The sequence below is a fragment of the Micromonospora zhanjiangensis genome (assembly GCF_042650605.1).
Lineage (GTDB): Bacteria > Actinomycetota > Actinomycetes > Mycobacteriales > Micromonosporaceae > Micromonospora_J > Micromonospora_J zhanjiangensis.
In genome coordinates this window covers 16,666-40,454 of sequence record NZ_JBHSBN010000040.1, presented here as the reverse complement: position 1 = coordinate 40,454, position 23,789 = coordinate 16,666, and the positions used below count along the sequence as shown (strand labels likewise).

Sequence of the window (23,789 nt, the reverse complement as noted above, 5' to 3'; positions counted from 1 at the left end):
CTCAAGAACTGGAAGATCCTCAAGACCGGCTACCGCCGGTCTCTCCACGACTTCCCACGAGTGCTACGCACTGTTACGAAGCTGGAGATCTATCGATGGTCCACCCGACCCTTTTGAAAAAGGCTCCAGGATGCCCGAGAAGCCGACCGACGCCGTGCGGGACAGGATGACCGTGCCCGCCGGGTGCTTGACCGCCGACGAGTTGGCGATCCCCAGTGGACTGATCTTCTCCTTGGTCTCGCGGATGACATCGACGGTTCCGCTGCGCAACTGCCACACGTCGGCGAGGGTCACCCACGGGACCGTGCAGTTCTCCCAGTACTCGGGGTGCTGCCGGCTCGGGGTGTGGCCGGTGCCGAGGCGGGCGACGTAGCGGATGGGGACGGTCGGCCAGCGGGAGTTGGCCAGCCACGGCGCGATCCTGTCGCTCATCCGGTCACCTCCGCCAGCAGCTTCTGGATTTCGGCTTCTAGTTCGCGGAGTTCGGCGTCGATCTCGGCGAGCGGTCTCGGCGGCGTGTAGACGTAGAAGTGGCGGGTGAACGGGATCTCGTAGCCGATCCGGGCGCGGCTGGTCGTACCCGTCTTGGGGTCCTTGATCTCGGCGATCCAGGCGTCCGGGACGTGCGGGCGGACCTCGCGGTCGAAGTAGTCGTCGATGTCCTCGACCAGCGGGACGTTCTCGTAGTCGCGCAGGTCCGGGTCGGGCAGCGGGTTGCCCTTGCGGTCGGTCTGCGTCTCGCCGTCCGGGTCGCTGACCGCGACCGCCGCCCAGATGGCCTTCTCAACCGCCGGCACCGGCCACAGCACGCCGGCCGCCGCCACCGTCGACATCAGCGCGTCCTTCGCCTCGGCTTTGGTCCGCCAGACCGTGCCGCGCAGCGGCTTCACCGCGTCGAGGAAGGCGTCCCGGTGGGCGTACCGGGAAAGGGGTTTGGCCTCGGCGAGCGCGGCCAGGGTCTCGTCGGTGATCTCGAAGCGTTGCCGCAGCGGACGGTCCACCGCGATCCGCTGGTAGCCGAAGTCCTCGTTGCGGAAGACCTTCACCTTGCCGTGCAGCGGATCGTCCGGGTCGTCGGCGACGGTGAGCGCCCGCGCGTACAGCTCGGTGATCTCCCTGATCTGGTCCTCGGTGACGAGCTTGCGCTTCTCGCCGAGCGACTTGCGCATCTTGGCCCAGTAGCCGCGGGCGTCCAGGAGCACGACCCGGCCCTTGTGCTCGGGCGCCTTGCGGTTGGTCAGGATCCAGAAGTACGTGGAGATGCCGGTGTTGTAGAAGAGCTGATCCGGCAACGCGACGATGGCCTCCAGCCAGTCGTTCTCCAGGATCCAGCGGCGGATCTCCGACTCGCCCGAGCCGGCCGCCCCGGTGAACAGCGGCGAGCCGTTGAAGACGATGGCCAGCCGGCTGCCGCCGCTGCCGTCGTCCCGGACCGGCTCCATCTTGGACAGCATGTGTTGCAGGAACAGGAACGAGCCGTCGTTGATCCGGGGCAGGCCCGCGCCGAACCGGCCGGCGTGACCCTTGTCGTTGTGTTCGTCGGTGACCTGCTGCTGGACCTTCTTCCACTCCACTCCGAACGGCGGATTGGCCAACATGTAGTCGAACTTTCCGTCGGCGTGCCGGTCGTCGCTGAACGAGTTGCCGAGGGCGATGTTCTCCTCTTCGTGGCCGGTAATCATCATGTCGGAGCGGCAGATCGCGTAGGACTCGGGATTCAACTCCTGGCCGAACAGGAAGACCTTCGCCTCCGGGTTCTGGCTCTTGATCTTCTCCTCGGACGCGGACAACATCCCGCCGGTGCCGCAGGCCGGGTCGAGGACGTTGATCACCGTGCCCCTGGTGTTGAACCGGCCGCCGTCCGGGGCCACCAGCAGGTTGACCATCAGCTCCACGACCTCGCGTGGGGTGAAGTGCTCACCGGCGGTCTCGTTGGAGATTTCCGAGAACTTGCGGATCAGCTCCTCGAAGACGTAGCCCATCTGGTGGTTGTCGACCAGCTTGGGAGACAGGTCGACGTCGGTGAAGCTGCGCACCACCTGGTAGAGCAGGCCGGCGGCCTCCAGCCGGTTGACCTGGGTGTGGAAGTCGTACTTCTCGAAGATCTCCCGGGCGTTGGGCGAAAAGCCGTTGAGGTAGTCGTTGAGGTTCTGGAAGACGTTCTCCGCCACGGCACCGACGTCGGCGAAGGTCTGCTGCGACAGGTTGTAGAAGCGCAGCCCGGCCGCCGCCCGCAGGACGGAGTCCTTGTTGGCGAACGTCAGCGATCTGTCCCGCTCCCACACCGCCTCCCGGGTCGGCGCCATCACGCAGTCGAGCCGCCGCAGCACCGTGAACGGCAGGATCACCTTGCCGTACTCGGACCGCTTGTAGTCGCCGCGCAGCAGGTCGGCGACCTTCCAGATCAGGTCGGCCAGTTGATTGTGCGTGGGCACGCGTCAGTCGCCTTTCGTCTCGGAGGGGTGGACCTCGGTCGGCACGAAGACTCCCGAGGTGAGGCCGTCGACGGCCAGCCGTACGACATCATCCCCAACCGCCGCGGCCCGGCGCAGCAGCGCGGAGAACTCGGCGAGCCGCCGGAACTCGGCAGCGTACCGGCGCTGGTCGGCCAGCGGCAGCCGGGGGACCTGGGCCCGGCGTACGTCGTACCGGAAGTTGCCGGTGCCCGTGACGGCCTGCCGGGTGTTCGCCTCGGCCTGGAGGAACCCGGCCAGGAAGTACGGGTCGAGCTGGTCGGGGTCGCAGCGCAGCAGGTGCCGGTCGGGTGTCGGGTCGCCGCGCTCGTCGGTGACCACCAGCGGTGCCTCCTTGCGGTCGTGCACCGGCACCAGCACGTCGCCCGGCCGCAGCCCGCCCACGTCGGTGCGGGGGATCTCGCGGTTGAGGATCACCGCGACCGCCCCGGACCGGGCCAGGTCGGCGATCGACACCATCGGCAGCCGGGCCGGCCCGGCGACCGCCGTCGCGGCGCGCGGCCGGCGCTGCGCGACGCCGGCCAGCAGCGGCTCCAGCGCGGCCAGCGCGCGGGCGTGCTCGGCCGGCAGATGGTCCGGCGTCCGCTGTACGTGCCGGCCGGGGGAGAGGTCGACGTCGTCGTCCAACAGCTCGATCAGCGGTACGTCGGCGGTGACGCCCGGCTCGTCGCGGAACTCGTGCCACCAGTCGCCCTCGATCTGGCGCAACCGCTCCCGGTCGAACCGGGTGCCGTCCACCATCCGTACCGAGTTCGCGGGAGATCGGCCGTCACCGGGTCGGGACAGGATCCACAGGTGCGGGCCGAGACTGTGCCCACCGGCGACTCCGGTCGGCAGGGCGACCACCTGCCGCAGTGCCCCGCGCCGGAGCATCTCCTTGCGGACCCGCCGGCCGCTGCGGCGAGACGCCACGCCTGGCGGCAGCACGACGATGGCCGTGCCGCCGGGGCGTAGGTGCGCGTAGCAGTGCTGCACCCAGGCCAGCTCCGAATCGGCCCGGGTCGGCAGGTCGAACTCCCACCGACGGTCGTAGGCGAGATCCTCGTGCCCCCAGTTGCGGTCGCCGAACGGCGGGTCGCAGACCACCAGGGCGGCGCCCGCGTCGGGTTCACCGGCCGGCGGGAGCGGGAACTGGTCGTCCCGCAGCGAATCGCCCTGCCGGATCGTCGTCGCCGGACCGTGCTGGCCGGACCAGTCCAGCCGGTAGGCGGCGATCCGGGCCAGCGCCGGATCGAGTTCCTGACCCGCCAGGTGGGCGCCCGCACCGAGCCGGCGTTGGAAGGCGCGCAGCAGGTTGCCGCTGCCGCACGCCGGGTCGAAGACGACACCCTCGGGTATCCCGCCGACCATGCCGGTGATCATCGCGGCGAGGTCGAGGGGGGTGACCCCGGTGCTGCGTCCGGCCGAGTCGACGTACCGGCCGTGCAGCTCCTCGAAGACGATTTCCGGGCCCTGGGTGCCGGCGGCGTCCGCCACCGATCGCCAGAACGGCACCTGGCCCGGCTGGAGGCCCGCCGCGAACGCGCGCCCGCCGGGCATTCCGACCGACTCGGCCCAGAAGGCCACCGCGTCCGGCAGTCGTCCGGCCAGGTCGGTGTCCGTGCCGCGGGCCAACGGGCGCCAGCGCGCCGGCTTGTCCTGGAGGAATGCCAGGAACGCGGCCAGGTCGGCGAGGGTGTCGACCAGGCGGCGCTCGTCGGTCAGCGCCCGCAGCTCCTGCCAGAGCCGGTCCTCGGCGGCGAGCGCGTTGAGCTTGCCGGTTGCCCGGAGCCAGCTCTCGACGTCGGTCAGCCGGAACGTCGGGCTCGCGGGAGTGCCGCCCACCGGCTCCGGAAAGTCGGTGTGCCGCCTGCGCCAGTTGGACACGGCGGCCCGGCCGACCCCCGCGAGTCGAGCAACCTGGGCGGCCGTCACCTCTGCCGCGCTGTCCGTCTGCCTGGTCACACCACATCCTAAGCACGATCGGTGGATCTTGTGAAGCGTAAGTAAACCGACAGTGCAGCGTGTGTACATAGTTTTCAGCTTGACTGAGTCGCCTGGCTAGTTCACTCTAGATGTGCCATACCCGTCCTCACTCCACAGGGGAGCGACCGTGACCACCGTGAGCATCTACCGCCTCAACTGGCCCGACCTGGACGCCGCGATCCGGCCCGGCCTCGAATCCGTCCAGGCCCATCAGCTCGACCTCGCCGGGCACCGGGCGCTGCGGCTCGACCGCGTGTCCGGTGACCACCCGCCCGACTGGGCCGACACCCTCAACGAGATGACCGGCCTGCCGTTCGACCAGGCGGTCCGGTCGGCCAGCGCGCTGCTGCTGGTCGACCTCGGCGACGCGTCCTTCGCGATCAGCTTCGGCCACGGCCGGCACCTGCTGGACCGGTACGCCTGGGAACGGGACTTCGGGCTGCGGGTCGCCCTGCGGACGCTCAGCCCCCGCCGGGTCGCCGAGGTGACCCGTACCGCGCTCGACACCGGCGCCCGGCTCGACCTGACCTGCGTGCCCGCCGGCGCGGGCGTCCGGGAGTTCGGCATCGAGCAGCACACCGACCTCGTCAAGCACATCGGTGGGCACGCCGACAGCCTCGACCTCGGCTGGACGGGTGGCCGCGGCGGTCGGGTCCGGCTGGACGGCCGGGACGCCCTGAAGATCCGGCTCACTCCCGACCCGGCCGGCCTGGTCCGTGACCTGCGGGCCATCCAGGCCGCCGCCGAGTCGGAGCCGGTGCCGGACCTCGCCTTCATGGAGGGCATCCGGCCGCTGACCGGAGGGTCGCGGCTGCGTACCGCCGAGGACGCCCTCGCGGCCCGGATCGCCGCCCCTCCCGACGGCGGCCGGACCGGCGACCCGGTCGGTGTCTCCCTGCCGGTCGAACTGCTCGGCGCGGACGTGACCGGCCTGACGGTGCTCTTCCAGGGCCGCACCGAGCAGGTCGAGTCCGTCGACCTGCTCCTGATCCGCCGGCTGCTCGCGCCGGTCCGGCTCGACCAGCGGTACGCCGCGCTGCGCGAGGCCACCGTGCTGGCCACGGTCGACGGGCAGACCGTCCCGGCCGAGACGTCACTCGGCCAGTGGCTCGTCGCCGACCTGACCATCGACGGCGAGCGGTACGTCTTCCAGCAGGGCCGGTTCTACGTCCTCACCGACTCCTACCGGCAGGCCCTGCGCAAGGAGGTCGAGCGGCTGATGGCCCAGCCTATCGGCTGGACCCTGCCGCCCTGGCCGGTCGGGATGTCCGAGCGTGACTACAACGAGAAGGAGGCCGGTGGCCGGGGCTTCGTCTGCCTCGACCGGGGGTTGGTGACCAGCCGTGTCCACCCGCAGGGCATCGAGGTGTGCGACCTGGTCAGCCCGGACAACCAGTTGATCTGCGTCAAGCGGGCCGGTCGGTCCGCCGCGCTGAGCCACCTGTTCGGCCAGGCCATCGTCGCCGCCGAGGCGATCGTGCAGGGTGACGAAACCTGGTCCGGCCTGCTCGACCGACTGCCCGAACCGCGTCGCGCGGCGATGCCGCGCCGGCCGGACTTCGTCTTCGGCATCCAGCTCACCAAGGGGGAGCTGACCCCCGACTCGCTGTTCACCTTCTCCCAGGTGACCCTGCACCGCGCCGCCCGGCACCTGGAGCGGCTTGGCATGGAAGTCGCCGTCGTCGGCATCCCCACCCGCTGACCTTCGACCCGTCGGTGTCCCGCACAACGAGGTGCGGCCCACCACGGTGGCCTTCGTGACCGTCTGACCGGGCCGGCAGCGGTTCGGTCCGACCACGACCCGGTTCGGCTGCGCCCGGTGCTACTCCTCGGGTGTCCAACTCAGCCACTCCCGACCGTGACTCCAGCCGTTGCGCTCGTAGAAGGGCACCGCCCGGCTGCTGGAGTGCACCGTCACGTGCTCCAGGTCCAGGCGACGGGCCTCGTCCAGCACGGCCGACATCAGCAGCGCGCCGACCCCCTGGTCGCGCATCTCGGGAGCGACCAGGACGCACTGCACGTCGCCGCCGCGCCGGGCGTACTTGTCGGCCGTGGGCACCCGATCGAGTACCGCCAGCCACGCCATCCCGACCGCGTCGCCGGCGGCCTCGGCCACGAACGCCCGGTGTTCGGGGTGGCCGCGCATCCAGTCGCCGAGCGTCGCGACGAACTCGTCCAGGTTGTCGCCCTGATATCCGCGCTCCTGGGTGGCCCGCCGCCAGCGCAGCCCGGCCAGGGCGGGCGCATCCGCGTCGGACGCCCGCCGCACCCTCACCCCGCCGTCAATCACCCAATGATCATAAAAGCGAAGCAGCAAAATCGGGGATTTTGTTGCTTCCAGGACCGCGCGATGCAGCAAAGTCCCCGACATTGTCGGAACGCCTGGCAGTACACCCACCACTGTCTGGACGTCAGCAAGTACGGCGTGCGGGACGTCGGCTGCAACCCGATGGCGTACCCGCGCTGGAAGGCTGGTCACCATGCGGTGGTGGGACGACCTCTGGCTCAGCGAGTCGTTCGCCGAGTACATGGGCTGGCGGTTGGCGGCGGAGACGGACCGCCACCGCGACGCCTGGACGGGCTTCAGCGTCCGACGCAAGAGCTGGGGGTACGCCGCCGACCAGCGCCCGTCGACGCACCCGGTCGCCGCCGAGGGCGTGCCGGACACCGCGCACGCGCTGCAGAACTTCGACGGCATCTCGTACGCCAAGGGCGCGTCCGTGCTCCGGCAGCTCGTCGCCTGGCTCGGTGACGAGGCGTTCCTGGCCGGTGTACGGCGCTACTTCCGGGCGCACGCGCACGGCAACGCCACCCTGGCCGACCTGCTGGCCGCGCTCGGCGAGGCGAGCGGCCGGGACGTGACCGGCTGGGCCGAGGCGTGGCTGCGCCGGCCGCAGGTGAACACGCTGCGCCCCGAGGTGACGGTCGGCCCGGACGGCCGCTACCAGCGGGTGACCGTGGTGCAGACCGCACCGCCGGAGTATCCGACCCTGCGACCGCACCGGATCCGGGTAGCCGGTTACGGCGGCGACGGCGACGGCGACGGCGCCGTCGAGGTCGAGTTGGACCCGGCGGTGGACGGCGGGCGGACCGAGGTGCCCGAGTTGGTCGGGACCGGACAACCACGTGTCCTGCTGCTCAACGACGGCGACCTGACCTTCGCCAAGGTGCGCTTCGACCCGGCGAGCCGGGCGGCGTTGACCGGCTCCGGCGCCGCCCCGATCAGCCATCGGGACGACGCGCATGCGGCCGGTTCCCGGTCCGCGCTGGACGGGCTGGCCGATCCGCTGGCCCGGGCGCTGATCTGGGCGGCCGCCGTCGACGCCACCCGGGACGCCGAATGGTCGCCGGCCGAGTTCCTCCGGCTCGCCACGGCCGCCCTACCGGCGGAGACCGACGGGCCGGTGTTCGAGGAGGTGCTCGGCTTCGCGTACGAGCAGGTGGTCCGTCGTTTCCTGCCGGCCGCGGCCCGGCCGCGGGCGCTGCGGGACCTGGCCGCGGTGTGCCGGACGGTCGTCGAGGCGGCCGGGTCGGACGGCGACGGCCGGCGGCTGGCCGCGGCCCGCGGTTGGCTCGGTTGTGCCGCGGCCGCGGACCTGGCGGGGGTGCACCGGATGACCCGGCTTCCGCTGGGTGGCCTGGAGCTGGACGTCGAGTTGCGCTGGGCGGCGCTGCGCCGGCTGGTCGTCCTCGGCGGCGCGGGGGAGCGGGAGATCGCCGACCTGCGGGGGTCCGACCCCAGCGCGCAGGGCGCCTTGCACGCCGCCTGGTGCCGGGCCGCGATCCCGGACCCGGAGGCGAAGGCCCGCGCCTGGGGGACGGTCGTGAACGACCGGACCACCCCGGTCCGGCTGGTCGCCGCGACCGCCGCCGGTTTCTGGCAGCCCGAGCAGGCCGACCTGACCGCCGGCTACGTCGCGCGGTACTTCACCGACCTGCCGGCCGCCGACCGGACCTGGTCGGTGGCCGCCGGCCAGTTGGCCGCACAGGCCTTTCCCCGGTACGCGGTGGAGCCCGCCACGGTGTCGCGGGCGCGATCGACACTGGCCCGCGCCGACCTGGACCCGACGCTGCGCCGGGTCATCGGGGACGCCACCGACGACCTGCGCCGCGCCCTGGCCGCCCGGGCCCGCACCTGAGCCGGTCGGGGTCCGGTCTGGTCGACGGCGGGGGTTTGGTGTCGCGGGGATCCGGATAAACCGTCAGCACCCCCCGATTGAAGGAGAACACCCCGATGGAAATCACGAACTTCCTGCTCGCCATCGTCATCGGTCTGATCATCGGCGCCCTGGGTCGCCTGGTCGTACCCGGCAAGCAGAACCTGCCGATCTGGCTGACCATCGTCATCGGTATCGTCGCCGCGCTGCTCGGCACCATCGTCGCGGGCGCGCTGGGCGTGGGCGACACCGCTGGCATCGACTGGATCGAGCTGCTGATCCAGATCGTGTTCGCCGCGATCGGCGTGTTCCTGGCCGCCAAGCTGTACACCGGCCGCCGACACGTCTGACCGGCGCCGCACACATACACGCACCAGGCAAAGTGGCCGACCGGTTTCGGATCGGCCACTTTTCCGTGTCCGTCTCATGTCAGGCGGCAATTGCGGTACGTCGACCGTCCGCGCGCTTTCAGCAATCTCCCAGCCGGCGTGGATAGCATCCGGACTCGCGTCGGGCACTCCATGATGGAGCGCGGTGGCGCGATTCTCAGTCGTAGCCCCACCCCGTCAGGAGTAGCAGTCCAATGGTCTTCAAGAAGATGCTGAGCGCGTTCGGCGTCGGCGGACCGAGCGTGGACACGGTGTTGGTCAATCCCAACACCCGTCCCGGCCTGAGCCTCGACGGGCAGGTCAACATGCGTGGCGGTGACAGCGCCGCGACCATCGAGCAGGTCACCATCTCGCTGGTGACCCGGGTCGAGGTGGAGAGCGGCGCCGCCGAGTACGCGGGACTCATGGAGTTCCACCGGATGCCGGTCAGCGGGCCGTTCCAGCTCGCGCCGGGCCAGCAACTGTCGCTGCCGTTCCAGTTGCCGGTGCCGTGGGAAACCCCGATCACCGACCTGTACGGGCAGCGCCTGCACGGCATGACGATGGGCCTGCGGACCGAACTCTCGGTGGCCCGCGCGGTCGACAAGGGCGACCTGGACCAGGTGGCCGTGCACCCGTTGCCGGTGCACGAGCGGATCCTGGAGGCGATGCTGCGGCTGGGCTTCCGGTTCAAGAACGCCGACCTGGAGCGTGGCTACATCCAGGGTGTGCAGCAGACCCTGCCGTTCTACCAGGAGATCGAGTTCTTCGCCTCGCCGCAGTACGCGCAGAGCGTCAACGAGGTCGAGCTGACCTTCGTGACCAACCAGTACGGCGTGGACGTCATCGTCGAGTGCGACAAGCGCGGCGGCCTGTTCACCGGCGGGCACGACAGCATCGGCCGGTTCACCGTCCAGCACGCCGACGCCGACCGGGTGGACTGGGTGGCCCAGGTGGACGGCTGGCTGAGCCAGACCATCTCCCGCTACGGCCAGCACGGGCACGGCCTCGGCCACCCCGGCTACGGCCAGCCCGGTTACGGACCCGGCTACGGTCAGGGCCCCGGCTACGGCCAGCCCGGTTACGGACCCGGCTACGGCCAGCACGGCCATGGGCACGGGCACCACGGTCGTGGTGCGGGGGTCGGTGGCATGGTGGCTGCCGGTGCGCTCGGCGTCGCGGGCGGCCTGGTGGCCGGCGAGGTGCTGGACGAGGTCTTCGACGACGACGGTGGCGACGACGGCGGCTTCGGCTTCGACGAGGAGTGAACGACACCCGCCCGGCGCGGCGGATGTCGGACGAACAGGGGCCGGCTCGCGGTCTCCGGGAATCCCGGGAACCGCGAGCCGGTTCACGCTGTCATCGGTCTACCGCGTCCATGCCGGACACTCACTGCTCGTGCCGGTCGGAGTGCCGCCAGGAACTACCCGCCTTGGCGATACCACGGCTCACCAGGTAGGCCGCCGTCAGCACGGTGATCATCTGCCAGGCCTGCGGGGCACGGAAGATGTCCACACCGAAGGCGTTCTGGCCGACCAGGTACGAGGCGAGCAGCACCGCACCCACCGAGGCCAGATAGATCCAGAACTCGGTCGACAGCACCGACGGCTTGGTCTCGTTACCCAGTACCCGCCTGGCCCGCCGGCCGTCCGGCATCTGCCGGGTGCTCGGCGCCATGTTCTGCATCTGGCGGGTCTGCATGTCGCCCATCTGCCGGGTCTGAGTGTCTGGCATCCGCCGGGTCTGGGTGTCTGGCATCTGCCGGGTGCCCGGCTGGTTGGTCGCAGTGTGCGTGCTCATCTTTTCCTCCTCGGATTCGATGAGTTCCATCTGCGGTCCGCCCGCACCGTCCGCCGCGCTTTCCGACTACGGCGTGAGCACCCGCTGACTACCCTCCGCACTCTCCGCCAAACACCCGCCCAGCCCCCCGCCGCCCCGGCCCCCACCGACCTACTGCCCCCCACCACCCCGGGCCACCGCTGCCCCCTCTCCCACCCCCACCTGACGCCCCACCCGCGCCTGAGGCGCACCAAGATCACAGCAATGTCCCGGATTTTGCTGCTTCATCCCGAGGTCGAGACAGCAATATCCGGGACATTGCTGTCTCCGGCCTGGGTATCGCGCCCTGGGCGGTCACTTTTGGCGTTGTTTGTCCGATCTCTGAAGGTGGGCGGTTGGGATCTTGGCGCGAGGTGGCCCATCCGAGGGCCAATTCGCGCCAAGATCTCGCGTTTCCGGCCAACCACACCCCCGCGCCCACTCCCACCCCGCCCCCACGCGATCCGAACTCCACCCCGGCGCCCGCACCGGGAGTGGGGCGGGGTGGGCGCCAGGGTGGGGGGTGGGGCGAGGGTCTGGGTCGGGGGTGGGAGTGGGGGCGGATGGGGGTCTGGGGCCGGGTCTGGGGCGGGGGCTGGTTATGGGGTCGGTGCAGGGCCGGGTGTTTATTGCTGGTTCGGTCGGGGAGTTGGCGGGGAGGACGATCTGGGAGGTGAGTGGGCGTGCGCGAAGATCGCAGGCCGGCGCGCGGCGCCGACGAACAGCTCGACCCCGCGGACTACGGTCCGGACGCGGCCGAGGAGGTGACCCTGCCGGCTGAGGACGTCCGGCGGGAGCGGCGGCTGGCCGAGGCCATCCCCGCCGACGAGGACCCCGACGTGCTGCGCGACGGCGGGCCGACCCGCAACCGCGGCGTCGCCACCACCACCGGCGGTCGCCGGGCCGGCCCGGCGAGCGTCCACCGCCGCCCCCGGCGCGGGGCCGCGCCGACCACCACCGGCGACGCGACCACCGGCGGCAGCGGCACCCCGGCCGGTGGCTCGACCAGCGACCAGTCCGGCGAGGCCAGCCAGATCGGCAACTTCACCGACCGCTGACCGGCTCCGGCGTGGCACGCAGGACGGTGAGACGTTGGGTGGCCCGGGTCAGCGCCACGTACAGGTCGCGGTGACCCCGGGGTGACTCGGCGACGATCCGGTCCGGGTCGACCACCAGCACCGAGTCGAACTCCAGCCCCTTGGCCTGCCGCACGGTCAGCACCACCACCGGGCTCGCCAGGTCGGCGGCGTTGCCGGTCGAGGCGTCGGCGACGGCGTCGGCGACCGCCCGGGCCAGCTCGTGGACCCGGCCGGCCGGGACGAGTACGCCGAGCCGCCCGTCGTCGAGGCGGGTGGCCTCGTCCCGGACCAGCTCGACCAGCCGCCCGGCCAGCGCGGCCGGGCGTACCGTCTCGTCGCGGGGCTGCTCGCCGGTCTCCCGGACCGAGCGGGGTGGCTCCAGCGTCGGGTCGATCTCGGCCAGCACCTTGGCGGCGAGCGCCATGATCTCGGCCGGGGTCCGGTAGCTGACGGTGAGCTGGGCCAGCCGCCAACGGCCGCCCACGTACGGCTCCAGAGCCGTGTCCCAGGCGGCGGTGCCGGCCGGCGACCCGGTCTGCGCCACGTCGCCGACCAGCGTCATGGACCGGCTCGGGATCCGCCGCATCAGCAGCCGCCAGGCCATCGGGGACAACTCCTGTGCCTCGTCCACGATGATGTGCCCGAACGCCCAGCGCCGGTCCGCGGCGGCCCGCTGCGCGGTGCTGAGGCCGTCGCCGTACTCCTGGCGGTCGGCCAGCCGGTCGGCGTCGATCAGGTCGGTGGCGGTGAGGATCTCAGCCTCATCCTCCGGCGCGTCCTCCAGGTCGATCGACTGCGAGCCGCGGGCGATCTCCAGCGCGCCCTCGGCGTACTCGATCCGTTGCCGGCGCTCCCGCTCCTGCCGGGCTTGGATCGCCCGTTCGTCCTCGCCGAGCAGTTCGGCCGCCTCGTCCAGCAGCGGCACGTCCGCCTCGGTCCAGCCGGTCCAGTCCGGGCCACGCAGCAGCAGCCCGCGTTCCGCGTCGGTCAGCTGCGGCGCGGCGGTGGCGAGCCGCTCGGCCGAGCCGAACAGGTCGGTCAGCAGCCGTTGCGGGCTGAGCACCGGCCACAACCGGTCCAGCACGGCGCGGACCTCCGGGTCGGCGTGCAGCTCGCGGCGGATCTCGGCGAGGTCCGCCTCGGCCAGGATCTGCGGGTCGCCGGGCGCGTCGTCGCCGCCGAGCGGGTCGTCGGCGTACGGGTCGATGCCGATCCGGTCGGCGACCAGCTCGGCCAGCGCGTGCGCGATCTCCACCTCGAACAGCGGTCGGGCCAGATTGTGCACCTTGCCGGTCCGGCGTACCCGGTCCCGCGCCGCGGCGCAGGTGGCCGGGTCGAGCAGGTACCGCTCCTGGTCGAAGACGATCTCCAGCGGCTCGTCCGGCACCACCTGCCGGTCCCGGACGGCCGCGGCCAGCACCTCGGCCATCGCCACCCGACCCTTGATCTCGGCGACCTCGTCCGGCTCGGTCCGGTCCGCGCCCACCCCCGGGAACAGATCCCCGACGGTACGCAGCAGCACGCCCGTCTCCGCCAGCGCGGGCAGCACCTGCGAGATGTAGTGCAGGAAGGTGGGGTTCGGGCCGACGATCAGCACCCCGCGCCCGGCCAACTGCTCCCGGTAGGTGTACAGCAGGTACGCCGCCCGGTGCAGCGCCACGGCCGTCTTGCCGGTGCCCGGGCCACCCTGCACCACCAGCACCCCGGCCAGGTCGGAGCGGATCACCCGGTCCTGCTCGGCCTGGATGGTCTCGACGATGTCACCCATCCGGCCGGTACGGCTCGCGTTCAGCGCCGCGAGCAGCACCGCCTCGCCGGTCAACTCCTCGTGCCGGCTGGACCGCGGCGCGTCCAGGTCGAGCACCTCGTCGTCGAGCCCGGTCACCGTGCGCAGCCGGCTGCGGATGTGCCGGCGCCGACGTACGCCCTCCGGCGCGGCGGCGGTGGCCAGGTAGAACGGTCGGGCCGCCGGGGCCCGCCAGTCCAACAGCAACGGTTCGTAGTCGTGGGAGTCGTCGAAGATGCCCAGCCGGCCGATGTAGAGCGGTTCGCCGTCGTGGAAGTCGAGCCGCCCGAAGCACAGCCCGTTCTCCACCGCGCCGTACCGATCCACCTGCTCGGCGTACATGCCGACGTTGCTGTCGCGCTGGGACTGTTCCTGCCGGGTGCCACCGGTGTTCCGCAACGCCGTGGCCAACCGCCGGGCCGCCTGCCGCCGTAGGTCGTCGAGCCGGTCGTAGAGCATCGAGACGTACTTCTGCTCGTGGCCGATCTCGTCGGCGTGCCGTCCGTCGTCCCCGGCGCCGGAATGCGTTGACAAAACTGTCTCCCCATGGCTAAGCTGCATTCGAACGGCTTATTGTGCCGTTCTTTTTTATTGCTCAGGACTGCTCAAGATAGCGCGTTTTCGGCCCGTGGACCAAAACCACGCCCCACAAACACGCTTTCGCCCGCGCTGGGCCGACGAGCGGCCCGGCGCGGGTGATCGGCCGGGTCTCAGCTGGTGACGTCGCGGGAGCCGAACCGGGCCCACGCCGCGGTCAGGAACACCAGCGCGTACGCGCCGGCCGACAGCAGCCCGGGGAGCAGGGCGCCGAGGTCGACCGGGTCCCGCAGCAACTCGCCGTAGTCCTGCCAGTGCCGGGTCAGCAGGTACGGGTGCAGCCAGTCGAGCTGGGGGATCTGGCCCAGCACCCAACTGGCCACGGTGAGCATGGTGACCGCGATGGTGGCACCCATCGGCTGCTCGGTCAGCGTGGAGACGAACAGCCCGAGCGCGCCGAGCGCGCACAGGCAGACGGTGAGGTACGCGCAGATGCCGAGCAGCCGCAGCAGCCCGTCGCCGAGCCCGACCTGGGTGCCGGACAGCAGGGTCACCGGCCCACCGCCGAACAGCGCCAGCCCGATCCCCACCCCCACGGCCGCGACCAGCAGGGTGACCGAGAGCGCGAAGGTCGCGACGGCGGCGTACTTGACCGCCAGCAGCCGGTTGCGGGTGACCGGCACGCCGAGCAGGTAGCGCAGCGTGCCCAGGTTGGCCTCGCCGGCCACGCTGTCACCGGCGATGGCGGCCACCGCGATCGGCAGGAACAGCGGCAGCTCGACGGTCAGGGCGACCAGCGCCACGAAGAAGCCGTTCGAGGTGACCGATCCGACGAAGTCCGACGGACCGCCGCCGCCACCGTTGTCGGAGCCGGACATTCTGATCGAGACGGCGATGACGATCGGGACAGCGGCCAGCCCGGCGAGGCCGACCTGGTTGCGCCGCCGCCCGTAGATGAGCCGCAACTCGGACCGGAAGAACCGGCTGCTCGGCCGGCGTGCCCGCCGGACCGGGTGCGCCGTCGTCGGCCGGTCAACCACTGACATCGAACCCCTCCCCGGTCAGCGAGACGAACATCTCCTCCAGGTCCGGCGCGAGCACGCCGAACTCGCGTACCGGCACGTCCGCGTGCACCAGCGCGGCGACCACCCGCTCCGGCCGTACCGGCCCGAGCACGCCGGACGCCTCGTCGGCCCCGGTCGCCACCTCGGTCAGCCCCTGCTCACGCAGCACCCGCGCGGCGTCGGCCGGCCGGCCGGTCCGGACCCGGGCGCGGGGCGCCGTGCCGGCGCGGAGCCGGGTCAGCGGCGCCTGCGCCACCAACCGGCCCTGGTGCATCACGCCCACGTCGGTGCAGATCTGCTCCACCTCGGACAGCAGGTGGGTGGAGAGCAGCACGGTGGCGCCCTCGGCGGCCAGCGCCGCGATCAGCGACCGCACCTCGCGGGTGCCCTGCGGGTCGAGGCCGTTGGTCGGTTCGTCCAGGATCAGCAACTCGGTCGGGGTGAGCAGGGCCGCGGCCAGCCCGAGCCGCTGACGCATGCCGAGCGAGTAGGCGCGGACCCGCTTGCCGGCCGCCGCGGTCAACCCGACCCGGTCCAGCGCCGCGCCGATCCGGGCCGCCGCGCTGCCCGGATCGGCGGTACGGTCGGCCGCGTCCAGCCGGTGCAGGTTCTCCCGCCCGGTCAGGTACGGGTGGAACGCCGGCCCCTCGACCAGCGCGCCGACCCGGGGCAGCACCGCCGTGGCCGCCTCCGGCATCGGCTCGCCGAGCAGCCGGTGCCCGCCCGCGGTGGGCCGGACCAGGCCGAGCAGCATCCGGATCGTGGTCGTCTTGCCGGACCCGTTCGGCCCGAGGAAGCCGTACACCGCGCCACGCGGAACCGCCAGGTCGACGGCGTTCACCGCGACCTGGCGTCCGAACCGCTTGGTGAGCCCGGTGGACTCGACCGCGTACGTCACTTGTTCGCCTGGGCGACCTCGTACAACCTCTCCGGCGCGACCGCGCCGACCAGCACCCGCCCGTCGTCGGTCAGCAGGGCGGTGACCAGCTTGCTGCTGAACAGGTGACCGCTGCCCCAGGCGCCGCTCACCTTCGGCAGCTTGTCGAGCAGCCCGGTCAGCTGACCGATGTCGCCCTTGTCGGCGCCGGCCGTGGCACCGGCCTTGTCGGCCTTGCCGGCCTTGTCGCCGGTCAGCGTGCCGTCCTTGGGCAGGTGGGCCACCAGCACGGTGGTCCAGCCGGTGCCGACGGTGGTCGGCCGGGCCTGCTTCGCCGCGGCCTCGGCCTGCTGCCGCTGCGCCGCCGTCGGGGCGGACTCCTTCGCCTCGACGGCGTCGGACTCGGTGACCTTCGCGCCGGGCGGCGGGTTGAACGCGAACTGCGCCGCGTCCGGCCGGCTGAAGTCGACCTGGGTGAAGGCCATCTCGTACGCCGGCTGGTCGGTGCCCTTGGCGTACACCTCGAACCGCAGCGGCACGTGCTCCTTGGCGTCGATCGCGATCCGGACCTGCCCGACCAGGGAGGTCTTGTCCCGCGGCCCGAGCACCAGTTCGTACGCGTCCCGGCCGGCGATCCGGGCCGACCGTCCGACGGTGACCTCGGTGGTCGGGTTCACCGCCGCGAGGGCCCGCTCGGCGGCCTGCTGCGGGGTGGCCGGCAGCCCGTCCGGTACGGCGTGCCGGTCGGCGGCGCCGTCCTTGCCGGTCATCGTCCGGTGGGTCGCCTCGTTGCGCTGGCTGTTCCAGGTCCAGACGTCCTTGCCGTTGTGGATCACGTCGGTCTCGCCGAGCGTGCCCATCAGGGCGATCCGCTGGCGCTCCGGACCCGCGTACCAGACCCGCAGGGTATGCGTGCCGGCCAGCAGCGAGGTCAGCTCGGTGCCGCCCTGGCCGACCTGACCGGCCAGGCCGACCACCGCCGGCAGGCCGAGGTCGGCGCGCTGCACGACCGTGCCGGACAGCCCGTCCAGCCGGGCCGTCTGCAGGTCGACCAGAAGCTGTGCGGCGCTGCGGGCCGGCAGCGGCGGCTCGGCCGCGGCGGCGAACGTGCCCACCGCCGCGCCGCCGCCGATCACCACGGCGGTCGCGGCGACCGGTACGGCCCACCGCAGGGCGGGTCGGTTGGTGAAAATCGACATCTGCTGCACCCCTCCTGGAGCCGGTCCCGGCGGACCGCGCTCCACCCCTCGTGGAACCGGTCGCGGGGACCGGTTCTCGGCTTACTGGGACGATCCTGCCGGATCGGCACTGTGAGGCGGCTGAGAAAGGCTGTGTCCGTTCACAGGACGGTGGCAGGCTGGTCGGGTGCGGTTGCTGGTGGTGGAGGACGAGGCCCGGATGGCCCGGGCCCTGCAACGTGGCCTGCAGGCCGAGGGGTTCGTCGTGGACCTGGCCGGCGACGGGCCGACCGGGCTGGACCTGGCCCGGCACGGCGGCTACGACGCGATGGTGCTGGACGTGATGCTGCCCGGCCTGTCCGGCTACGAGGTGGTCCGCCGGTTGCGGTCCGACCGCAACTGGCTGCCGGTGCTGATGCTGTCGGCCAAGGACGGCGAGTACGACCAGGCCGACGGCCTGGACTGCGGCGCCGACGACTACCTGACCAAACCCTTCTCGTACGTGGTGCTGCTGGCCCGGCTGCGCGCCCTGCTGCGCCGGGGCGCGCCGGAGCGCCCCGCGGTGCTGACCGCCGGCGACCTCAGCCTGGACCCGGCCCGGCGACGGGTCACCCGGGCCGGCGCCGGGATCGACCTGACCGCCCGCGAGTACGCCCTGCTGGAGTACCTGATCCGCCGCCCCGGCCAGGTGGTGTCGAAGATCGAACTGCTGGATCACGTCTGGGACGCGGCGGTGGACACCGCCCCGAACGTGGTCGAGGTGTACGTCGGCTACCTGCGCCGCAAGATCGGCCGGGAACGGCTGGAGACGGTCCGTGGCGCCGGTTACCGCCTCACGCCGTGACCGCGTCGAGGGCTTTTCCGCGGTTGCTGCCGCGCGGATTGCGGGCCCGGCTGATGCTGCTGGGCGTCGCCGGGCTGACGGTCGGGCTGCTGGCCGGCGGGGTGCTGCTGCTCGGCGCGCTCGGTTGGGCGTTGCAGCGCAACGTGGACAGCGAGGCGTTCAAGACCGCCGACGCGGTGGCCCTGCTGACCACCGCCGACGCGTTGCCCGACCCGCTCCCGGTGGCCGGCGGCGACGTCCGGGTGCAGGTGGTCGACGCCCAGGGCCGGGTCCAGGCGGCCTCGATCGATGCCGACCGGCTGGTCCCGATCCTGTACCCGGCCGAGCTGCGCGACCTCACCGCGGCCACCGCCGAGCAGGGGCGGCTGCGCACCTTCGTACCGCCGCAGCGGCTCGGCATGCGCGGCCCGGTGCGGGTGGTCGCCGTACCGGCCGGGTCGCCGGGTGATCCGCGTACCGTTTTGGTGGCCAAGTCGATGGCCGACGTACGGCACAGCGTCGACCTGCTCCGGACCACCCTGCTGATCGGCTTCCCGCTGCTGGTCGGCGCGCTCGCGGCGGTGGCCTGGCGGGTGGTGGGCGCGACCCTGCGCCCGGTCGAGGCGCTGCGCACCGGGGCCGAGGAGATCACCGGCAGCGGCCTGTCCCGTCGGCTGCCGGTGCCGGCCTCGCGGGACGAGATCCACCGGCTGGCGGTCACCCTGAACGGCATGCTCGACCGGCTGGAGTCGGCCCGGGCCCGGCAGCGCACCTTCGTCGCGGACGCCGCCCACGAACTGCGCAGCCCGCTGGCCAACATGCGGACCCAGCTGGAGGTCGCCCAGCGGCTCGGCGCCCGGACCGACTGGCCGGCCGTCGCCGACGACCTGCTGGTGGATGCCGAACGGTTGAGCCGGCTGGTCGACGACCTGCTGCTGCTGGCCCGCTCCGACGACACGGAACCCCGCCCGCCGCTCGCCGACGGACCGGTCGAACTGGGCGACCTGCTCGCCGAGGTGGCGCAACGGTTCCCGAGTCCGCCGGTGCGCCTGGTCCATCCCGGGCGGCCGTTGTGGACCGCCGGTCAGCCCGACGAACTGCGCCGGATCGTGGCGAACCTGCTGGACAACGCCGTCCGGCACGCGACGAGCCGGGTGGTGCTCACCGCCGCGACGGCGGGCGACGGGGCGTACCAGGAGGTGACGGTGACCGACGACGGGCCGGGCATCCCGCCGGCCGACCGGGACCGGGTCTTCGACCGCTTCACCCGCCTCGACGACGCCCGCGCCCGGGACGCCGGCGGCGCCGGCCTGGGGCTGGCCATCGTCCGTGAGCTGGTCCGGCGGCAGGGCGGCACGGTGCAGCTCGCGGACGCCGGCCCGGGCCTGCGCGCCGAGGTCCGGCTCCCGTTCCGCCCCCCGCCGTCCGGGCCGGTCAGGCCCGGCGCAGCGCCGTCCGGGCCGGTCACGCCCGGCGCACCGCCGTCCGGGCCGGTCACGCCCGGCCCGGCGGTGGCGACCGCCGATCAGCCCACGTCGGCCTGATCGCGGGTGGGCCTAATCGATGGACGCCGTCAGCGGCCGGGGGAGCGGGCCGCCCGGCTGGTGCAGACGGCCGGGCTGCGGCCGATCGTGTCGGCGGAGTAGACCACCGCGACCGTGAAGCAGTAGTCCTGGTTGCTGTTCAGGCCGTAGACGGTGAAGCCGTTGCTGCCGGCCGGCAACTCCTGGAAGGCGCGGGGCTCCTGACCGCTGCGGCCGCCCGCCACGACGACCGGACCCTCCGCGCCGGCCGGATACGTCCAGGACAGGGTGACGCTCTGCCGGTTGTCGCTCACCGTCACATTGGTCGGTGGCGAGCCCGGTGGCGCGGGTGGTGGGCCGGTCGTGGGGGCCGGGCCCGCGGTGCCCGAGGCGGCCGGTCGCGGCGGCGGTGACCCGTCGTCCAGCAGCGCGAAGCCGGCGATCACCGCCCCGGTGCCGAGCAGTACGACGACCGCGCCGGCGAGCACGATCGGCAGCATCCGCCGGCCCGACCGCTCCGGTCGGTACACCGCCGGCAGCCGCCGGTCGGCCGGTTCCCGTACCGCCGGGAGGCCGACGGATTCCGTCCCGCCGGACTGTTCGGGCCGCCAGACCCCGCCGGTGGACCCCTCGGGCCGCCAGGCCCTGCCGCCCGTCGGGTAATCGGCTCCCGACGCCGGGCCGACGTCGTAGGGCGCCCCGATCCCGGTTTGCGACCAGTACGAGTCATCCGCCGCCGACGGCGTACCGCCGGGGGTTGTCTCCCCGGGCGGCGGCCCGTGATCCGGCGGCGTCCCGGCCACGGCGGTCCCGAACGCGGCCGGGTCGTCCGGCCAGGCCGGGTCGGGATCCGGTGGCCACCACCGCTCCTCCGGTCCTCCCGGCAGGTCGTCCCGGTCCGACCCGGTCGGGTACGGATTCGTCTGTTCGGGGTGGAGCGTGGCCTCCCGGTCGGTGGCCTCCGGGTCCGGGATGGTGGCGTCGTCGGGAGGGGGCGGCTGCGGCGGTGTCGCGTCCGGGTGCGGGTGCGGGTGCGGACCGTCCGCCGCCGGATCGGGTACGTCGGTGCAGACGTGCCCGGGATCGGCGGGTGCCCGGGACAGGGCGGCGATCTGCGCGGCGAGCGGATGGTCGGCGGGCAGGTGCGTCCGGCAGAACTCGCGGGCCAGTTCCAGGTGTTCGTGCGCCTCGTCGAAGCGGCCGCAGTCCCGTTCCATGGCGCCGAGCCGGGCGAGCATCTTGATGCCGCTGGGATGGCCGTCGCCGTACACCTCGCGGTGCAACTGCCAGGCGTCCTCCAGTCGGTGCCGGGCCAACCGGCACTGACCCTGCGCGTACTCGACGGTGGCCAGGTCGGCGTGGGCGGCGAGCACCCGCAGCGACTCCGGACCGTCGATCGCGGTCAGCTCGATGACGACGTCGCGGTAGAGCAGGGCGGCCTCGGGATCGTCACCGGTCCGGTGCAGGACCGCCGCCAGGGTGGCCGCCGCGGCGATGGTCCGTTGGTCGGACGGGCCGTACAACCGGGTCGACGCCGCGTGGTGGAACAGCGCCCAGCCGTGGGCGGCGTGCGGCTCCCCGAGGGTGAGCAGCACCCGGGCCTGCAGCCCGGCGGCGTCGGTCAGCTCCGGGTCGGCAACCTCCGGTCGGGGGTCGGTGTCGGCCAGCGCCTGGCCCAGCAGCTCCTGGGCGGTGGCCAGGTCGCCGGCGACGACGAGGTCCCGCGCCCGTCTGGTGAGTTCGTCGAAGCCCGAGGACACGCCTCATCGTGCTGTTCCGGCGACGTTGAGTACAAGAGGCGATCACCGGACAGTTTGGTCAAGATGTGGCGCGGTTCGGGTCGATGTTCGCGACCATCGTCTCGGTGATGTCCCGTAGCTGGTCGACCTGTGCGGGGCTGAGCAGGTCGAACAGGTTCTCCCGGACGCTCTCGACGTGGCCGGGCGCGGCGGCGGAGAGCACCCCGAAGCCCTTCTCGGTCAGGACGGCGATCTGGCCGCGCCGGTCCGTGGGGCAGTCCTCGCGGCGGACCCAGCCGGACTCCTCCAGCCGGGCCACGGCGTGCGACAGCCGGCTGCGGGAGGAACTGGTCGCCTCGGCCAGTTCACTCATCCGCAGCTGGCGCCGGGGGGCCTCGGAGAGCCGGACCAGGATCTCGTAGTAGGCGTGCGGGATGCCCGCGTCGCGCTGCAGTTGTCGGTCCAGGGCGTCCATCAGGGCCCGGGTCGCGGCGACGAAGGATCGCCAGGTGTGCTGTTCGTGGGGTTCGAGCCACCGGGTCATGGGTGTGATCCTATCCGCCTGTAGTTGAATGTTCAACTAAATCGCGCTACGGTCGGTGCATGGGCATCCATCGACTCAACCACGCCGTGCTCTTCGTCAGTGACCTGGCCCGGAGCGTCGCCTTCTACCAGGACGTGCTGGGCTTCCGGCCGGTCCCGATGACACCGGACGGCTTCGCCGGAGCCGCCTTCCTGCAGGCCGCCGGATCGACCAACGACCACGACCTCGGCCTGTTCGAGATGGGCGCCGGCGCCGGCCCCTCGCCGGCCGGCCGGCAGACCGTCGGCCTCTACCACCTGGCCTGGGAGGTGGACACCCTGGACGAGCTGGAGGCGACCGCGACCCGGCTGGCCGAGGCCGGCGCGTTGGTCGGCAGCTCCGACCACGGCACCACCAAGAGCCTGTACGGTCGGGATCCCGACGGTCTGGAGTTCGAGATCGTCTGGCTGATTCCCAAGGACCTGCTGGACTCCTCGGCGCTGGCGGGCCGCAAGCGGATCGGCCGGCTCGACCTCGCGGCGGAGAAGCAGCGGTACGGCGGACAGACCCGGGGCGGCGTCGGGATCTCCGTACCGGCGTGACCCGGTCGTCGCGGCGACCCCGCGCGTCCGGTAGAACTCCGGGCATGGCCAACCCGCGGATCGCCGCCGTCCGACGTGAGCTGCTGGTGCGTTACCTGGACGCGTGGGCGCCGGCCGCGCTGCACCGCTCGCGGCGGGTCACCGTCGCGCTGGCCCACGCGGGCGAGGACGACGGCGGCCTGGCGGAGGGCGCCCTGCGCGCCCTCGCCGAGTTCGACGACCTGCTGGCCGGGCGGCGGCTCACCCTGGTGGTGCTCACCGCCACCGACGACGGCCTCGCCGGCCGCCTGGACGCCGTCCAACGCGCCCTGCGTACCCCACCGGACCTGGCCGTGCACGTGGTGACCGGCGAGGTCGGCCGGCTGCCGGCGGTGCTGGCCGCGGCCGGGGCGGCCGGCGCACCGACGCTGACCGTGCTGGCGACCGCCGACCGGCCGGCCCCCGCCCCGGCCGCGTTCGCCGCGTTCGCCGCCGGCCGCGCGGCCGAGGCGCTGCTCCTGCTCGGTGACCCGGCCCGGACCGCGCTCGACCCCCGCGCGGTGCTGCGTGAGCGCGGCCATCCGCTGGTCACCGCCGTGGAGCTGGTCGCCGACGGGGACGTCGAGCTGGTCGCCTTCGGCACCTCGTCCGGTCGGGGCCTGGACGCGTTCAAGGACGCCATGTGGGCGGTCGACGAGTTCGCCGGCGTCCGCTACCGCGACCCGCGCGACCCGGCCGGGCACCTGCTGGACGTCTCGCTGACCCCGCACCCCGGCCCGCTGCGCCGCGAACTGCTCGCCCACCTCGCCGCGACCGGTCCCGGCACGGTCACCGAGCTGCGCTCGTTCACCGGTACGGAGACCGTCTACCGGCCCGCCGACACCAACCGGGTGCTGACGGCGCTGCTCGCCGCCGGCCTGGTCACCCGGTCCCCGGAGCACGGCCGGCTCGCCGGCGACGTGCTGATCACCCCCACCGCCGCCCCCGCCGAGAACTGACCGGGCGGGGATCCGTACGACGAAAAAGATGATGCCCGGCGGTTCGCCGGGCATCACCTACGTCCGCCGGGCCGGGTCAGGCGCGGGACTTGTTCTTGTCCTGCTTCCAGGACAGCGGGCCGGGCAGGTCCACGCGGTGGGCCTTGGCGCGCGAGTTCCACGACCAGGGACCGACCTTGAAGCTCCACGACGAGAAACCGTTCTCGGTGAAGTTGAGGATCAGCGGACCGATCTTCTTACGCTTGCGGAACATCAGACCCATCGCTGTGCTCCCTTCGTCAGCATGTCTACCGGGGCTG

The 23,789-nt window shown here is 72.6% G+C and carries 21 protein-coding genes; 9 read left to right on the top strand and 12 right to left on the bottom strand.

The annotated features are described in order from the left end of the window. Positions 1 to 63: 63 nt before the first annotated feature. The 3 genes from ACFOX0_RS31380 to ACFOX0_RS31370 are packed head-to-tail and all read right to left on the bottom strand — an operon-like array spanning position 64 to position 4,418. Positions 64 to 432 (bottom strand): hypothetical protein, encoded by a 369-nt coding sequence (locus ACFOX0_RS31380; protein WP_377552787.1) that lies wholly within the window; start codon positions 430 to 432, stop codon positions 64 to 66. Further along, positions 429 to 2,435, bottom strand: a complete 2,007-nt coding sequence (locus ACFOX0_RS31375; RefSeq protein WP_377552785.1) for a type I restriction-modification system subunit M — start codon at positions 2,433 to 2,435, stop codon at positions 429 to 431. Before ACFOX0_RS31375 ends, ACFOX0_RS31380 begins: the two co-directional genes overlap by 4 nt. Before the next feature lie 3 nt (positions 2,436 to 2,438). Next, complete coding sequence (locus ACFOX0_RS31370; RefSeq protein WP_377552783.1) at positions 2,439 to 4,418, bottom strand: N-6 DNA methylase; 1,980 nt, start codon at positions 4,416 to 4,418, stop codon at positions 2,439 to 2,441. 148 nt (positions 4,419 to 4,566) lie between these two features. Here ACFOX0_RS31370 and ACFOX0_RS31365 point away from each other — a divergent pair, with 148 nt between their 5' ends. Further along, positions 4,567 to 6,141 carry a DUF6119 family protein gene (locus tag ACFOX0_RS31365; protein ID WP_377552781.1) on the top strand — a complete coding sequence of 525 codons (1,575 nt, stop codon included), beginning with the start codon at positions 4,567 to 4,569 and terminating at the stop codon, positions 6,139 to 6,141. A 120-nt stretch (positions 6,142 to 6,261) separates the two neighbouring features. Here the strand turns inward: ACFOX0_RS31365 and ACFOX0_RS31360 are convergent, their stop codons facing one another. Next, positions 6,262 to 6,729, bottom strand: a complete 468-nt coding sequence (locus tag ACFOX0_RS31360; RefSeq protein ID WP_377552779.1) for a GNAT family N-acetyltransferase — start codon at positions 6,727 to 6,729, stop codon at positions 6,262 to 6,264. A 28-nt stretch (positions 6,730 to 6,757) separates the two neighbouring features. Between ACFOX0_RS31360 and ACFOX0_RS31355 the strand changes: the two genes are divergently transcribed. The 3 genes from ACFOX0_RS31355 to ACFOX0_RS31345 all read left to right on the top strand — a co-directional run bounded on the left by ACFOX0_RS31355 (position 6,758) and on the right by ACFOX0_RS31345 (position 10,232). Beyond that, positions 6,758 to 8,578: an ERAP1-like C-terminal domain-containing protein gene (locus tag ACFOX0_RS31355; protein WP_377552793.1), complete on the top strand. Its 1,821-nt coding sequence runs from the start codon at positions 6,758 to 6,760 to the stop codon at positions 8,576 to 8,578. A gap of 95 nt (positions 8,579 to 8,673) precedes the next feature. Then, complete coding sequence (locus ACFOX0_RS31350; RefSeq protein WP_377552777.1) at positions 8,674 to 8,946, top strand: GlsB/YeaQ/YmgE family stress response membrane protein; 273 nt, start codon at positions 8,674 to 8,676, stop codon at positions 8,944 to 8,946. Between the two features lie 233 nt (positions 8,947 to 9,179). Next, positions 9,180 to 10,232 (top strand): sporulation protein, encoded by a 1,053-nt coding sequence (locus tag ACFOX0_RS31345; protein WP_377552775.1) that lies wholly within the window; start codon positions 9,180 to 9,182, stop codon positions 10,230 to 10,232. Positions 10,233 to 10,353: 121 nt separating this feature from the next. On the opposite strand, the gene ACFOX0_RS31340 is transcribed toward ACFOX0_RS31345, so the two are convergent. Further along, positions 10,354 to 10,764 (bottom strand): hypothetical protein, encoded by a 411-nt coding sequence (locus ACFOX0_RS31340; RefSeq protein WP_377552773.1) that lies wholly within the window; start codon positions 10,762 to 10,764, stop codon positions 10,354 to 10,356. 701 nt (positions 10,765 to 11,465) lie between these two features. Between ACFOX0_RS31340 and ACFOX0_RS31335 the strand changes: the two genes are divergently transcribed. Continuing rightward, positions 11,466 to 11,840: a hypothetical protein gene (locus ACFOX0_RS31335; RefSeq protein WP_377552771.1), complete on the top strand. Its 375-nt coding sequence runs from the start codon at positions 11,466 to 11,468 to the stop codon at positions 11,838 to 11,840. On the opposite strand, the gene ACFOX0_RS31330 is transcribed toward ACFOX0_RS31335, so the two are convergent. The 4 genes from ACFOX0_RS31330 to ACFOX0_RS31315 form a co-directional block, all read right to left on the bottom strand. Beyond that, entirely contained in the window at positions 11,827 to 14,208 is a 2,382-nt protein-coding gene (locus ACFOX0_RS31330) for a HelD family protein (RefSeq protein WP_377552770.1), read from the bottom strand. The two genes, ACFOX0_RS31335 and ACFOX0_RS31330, sit on opposite strands and share 14 nt — an antisense overlap. 149 nt (positions 14,209 to 14,357) lie before the next feature. Continuing rightward, positions 14,358 to 15,230 (bottom strand): ABC transporter permease, encoded by an 873-nt coding sequence (locus ACFOX0_RS31325; protein WP_377552768.1) that lies wholly within the window; start codon positions 15,228 to 15,230, stop codon positions 14,358 to 14,360. After that, a complete protein-coding gene (locus tag ACFOX0_RS31320; RefSeq protein WP_377552767.1) occupies positions 15,217 to 16,146 on the bottom strand; it encodes an ABC transporter ATP-binding protein in 930 nt (309 codons plus the stop codon). The genes ACFOX0_RS31325 and ACFOX0_RS31320 overlap by 14 nt, the downstream gene beginning before the upstream one ends. Next, positions 16,143 to 17,324, bottom strand: a complete 1,182-nt coding sequence (locus ACFOX0_RS31315) for a LolA family protein (RefSeq protein WP_377552766.1) — start codon at positions 17,322 to 17,324, stop codon at positions 16,143 to 16,145. Before ACFOX0_RS31315 ends, ACFOX0_RS31320 begins: the two co-directional genes overlap by 4 nt. A gap of 166 nt (positions 17,325 to 17,490) precedes the next feature. Here ACFOX0_RS31315 and ACFOX0_RS31310 point away from each other — a divergent pair, with 166 nt between their 5' ends. Beyond that, positions 17,491 to 18,147: a response regulator transcription factor gene (locus ACFOX0_RS31310; protein WP_377552764.1), complete on the top strand. Its 657-nt coding sequence runs from the start codon at positions 17,491 to 17,493 to the stop codon at positions 18,145 to 18,147. A 53-nt stretch (positions 18,148 to 18,200) separates the two neighbouring features. Continuing rightward, positions 18,201 to 19,670, top strand: a complete 1,470-nt coding sequence (locus ACFOX0_RS31305; RefSeq protein ID WP_377552791.1) for a sensor histidine kinase — start codon at positions 18,201 to 18,203, stop codon at positions 19,668 to 19,670. A gap of 29 nt (positions 19,671 to 19,699) precedes the next feature. Here the strand turns inward: ACFOX0_RS31305 and ACFOX0_RS31300 are convergent, their stop codons facing one another. Beyond that, the gene (locus ACFOX0_RS31300; RefSeq protein WP_377552762.1) at positions 19,700 to 21,409 is read right to left on the bottom strand and encodes a tetratricopeptide repeat protein; all 1,710 of its coding nucleotides are present in this window, start codon (positions 21,407 to 21,409) and stop codon (positions 19,700 to 19,702) included. A gap of 58 nt (positions 21,410 to 21,467) precedes the next feature. Then, entirely contained in the window at positions 21,468 to 21,932 is a 465-nt protein-coding gene (locus tag ACFOX0_RS31295; RefSeq protein ID WP_377552761.1) for a MarR family winged helix-turn-helix transcriptional regulator, read from the bottom strand. A gap of 59 nt (positions 21,933 to 21,991) precedes the next feature. Here ACFOX0_RS31295 and ACFOX0_RS31290 point away from each other — a divergent pair, with 59 nt between their 5' ends. After that, positions 21,992 to 22,513, top strand: a complete 522-nt coding sequence (locus ACFOX0_RS31290; RefSeq protein WP_377552758.1) for a VOC family protein — start codon at positions 21,992 to 21,994, stop codon at positions 22,511 to 22,513. A gap of 44 nt (positions 22,514 to 22,557) precedes the next feature. Next, entirely contained in the window at positions 22,558 to 23,490 is a 933-nt protein-coding gene (locus ACFOX0_RS31285) for a hypothetical protein (protein ID WP_377552757.1), read from the top strand. 76 nt (positions 23,491 to 23,566) lie between these two features. Here the strand turns inward: ACFOX0_RS31285 and ACFOX0_RS31280 are convergent, their stop codons facing one another. Continuing rightward, a complete protein-coding gene (locus tag ACFOX0_RS31280) occupies positions 23,567 to 23,752 on the bottom strand; it encodes a DUF4236 domain-containing protein (RefSeq protein ID WP_377552755.1) in 186 nt (61 codons plus the stop codon). Positions 23,753 to 23,789: the final 37 nt, after the last annotated feature.

Bases quoted from the DNA above. Each gene is read 5' to 3' on its own strand.
- ACFOX0_RS31315 (WP_377552766.1), bottom strand. From the start codon at position 17,324: ATGTCGATTTTCACCAACCGACCCGCCCTGCGGTGGGCCGTACCGGTC.
- ACFOX0_RS31305 (WP_377552791.1), top strand. From the start codon at position 18,201: ATGCTGCTGGGCGTCGCCGGGCTGACGGTCGGGCTGCTGGCCGGCGGG.
- ACFOX0_RS31380 (WP_377552787.1), bottom strand. From the start codon at position 432: ATGAGCGACAGGATCGCGCCGTGGCTGGCCAACTCCCGCTGGCCGACC.
- ACFOX0_RS31325 (WP_377552768.1), bottom strand. From the start codon at position 15,230: ATGTCAGTGGTTGACCGGCCGACGACGGCGCACCCGGTCCGGCGGGCA.
- ACFOX0_RS31280 (WP_377552755.1), bottom strand. From the start codon at position 23,752: ATGGGTCTGATGTTCCGCAAGCGTAAGAAGATCGGTCCGCTGATCCTC.
- ACFOX0_RS31295 (WP_377552761.1), bottom strand. From the start codon at position 21,932: ATGACCCGGTGGCTCGAACCCCACGAACAGCACACCTGGCGATCCTTC.
- ACFOX0_RS31340 (WP_377552773.1), bottom strand. From the start codon at position 10,764: ATGAGCACGCACACTGCGACCAACCAGCCGGGCACCCGGCAGATGCCA.
- ACFOX0_RS31345 (WP_377552775.1), top strand. From the start codon at position 9,180: ATGGTCTTCAAGAAGATGCTGAGCGCGTTCGGCGTCGGCGGACCGAGC.
- ACFOX0_RS31285 (WP_377552757.1), top strand. From the start codon at position 22,558: ATGGCCAACCCGCGGATCGCCGCCGTCCGACGTGAGCTGCTGGTGCGT.
- ACFOX0_RS31330 (WP_377552770.1), bottom strand. From the start codon at position 14,208: ATGCAGCTTAGCCATGGGGAGACAGTTTTGTCAACGCATTCCGGCGCC.
- ACFOX0_RS31350 (WP_377552777.1), top strand. From the start codon at position 8,674: ATGGAAATCACGAACTTCCTGCTCGCCATCGTCATCGGTCTGATCATC.
- ACFOX0_RS31290 (WP_377552758.1), top strand. From the start codon at position 21,992: ATGGGCATCCATCGACTCAACCACGCCGTGCTCTTCGTCAGTGACCTG.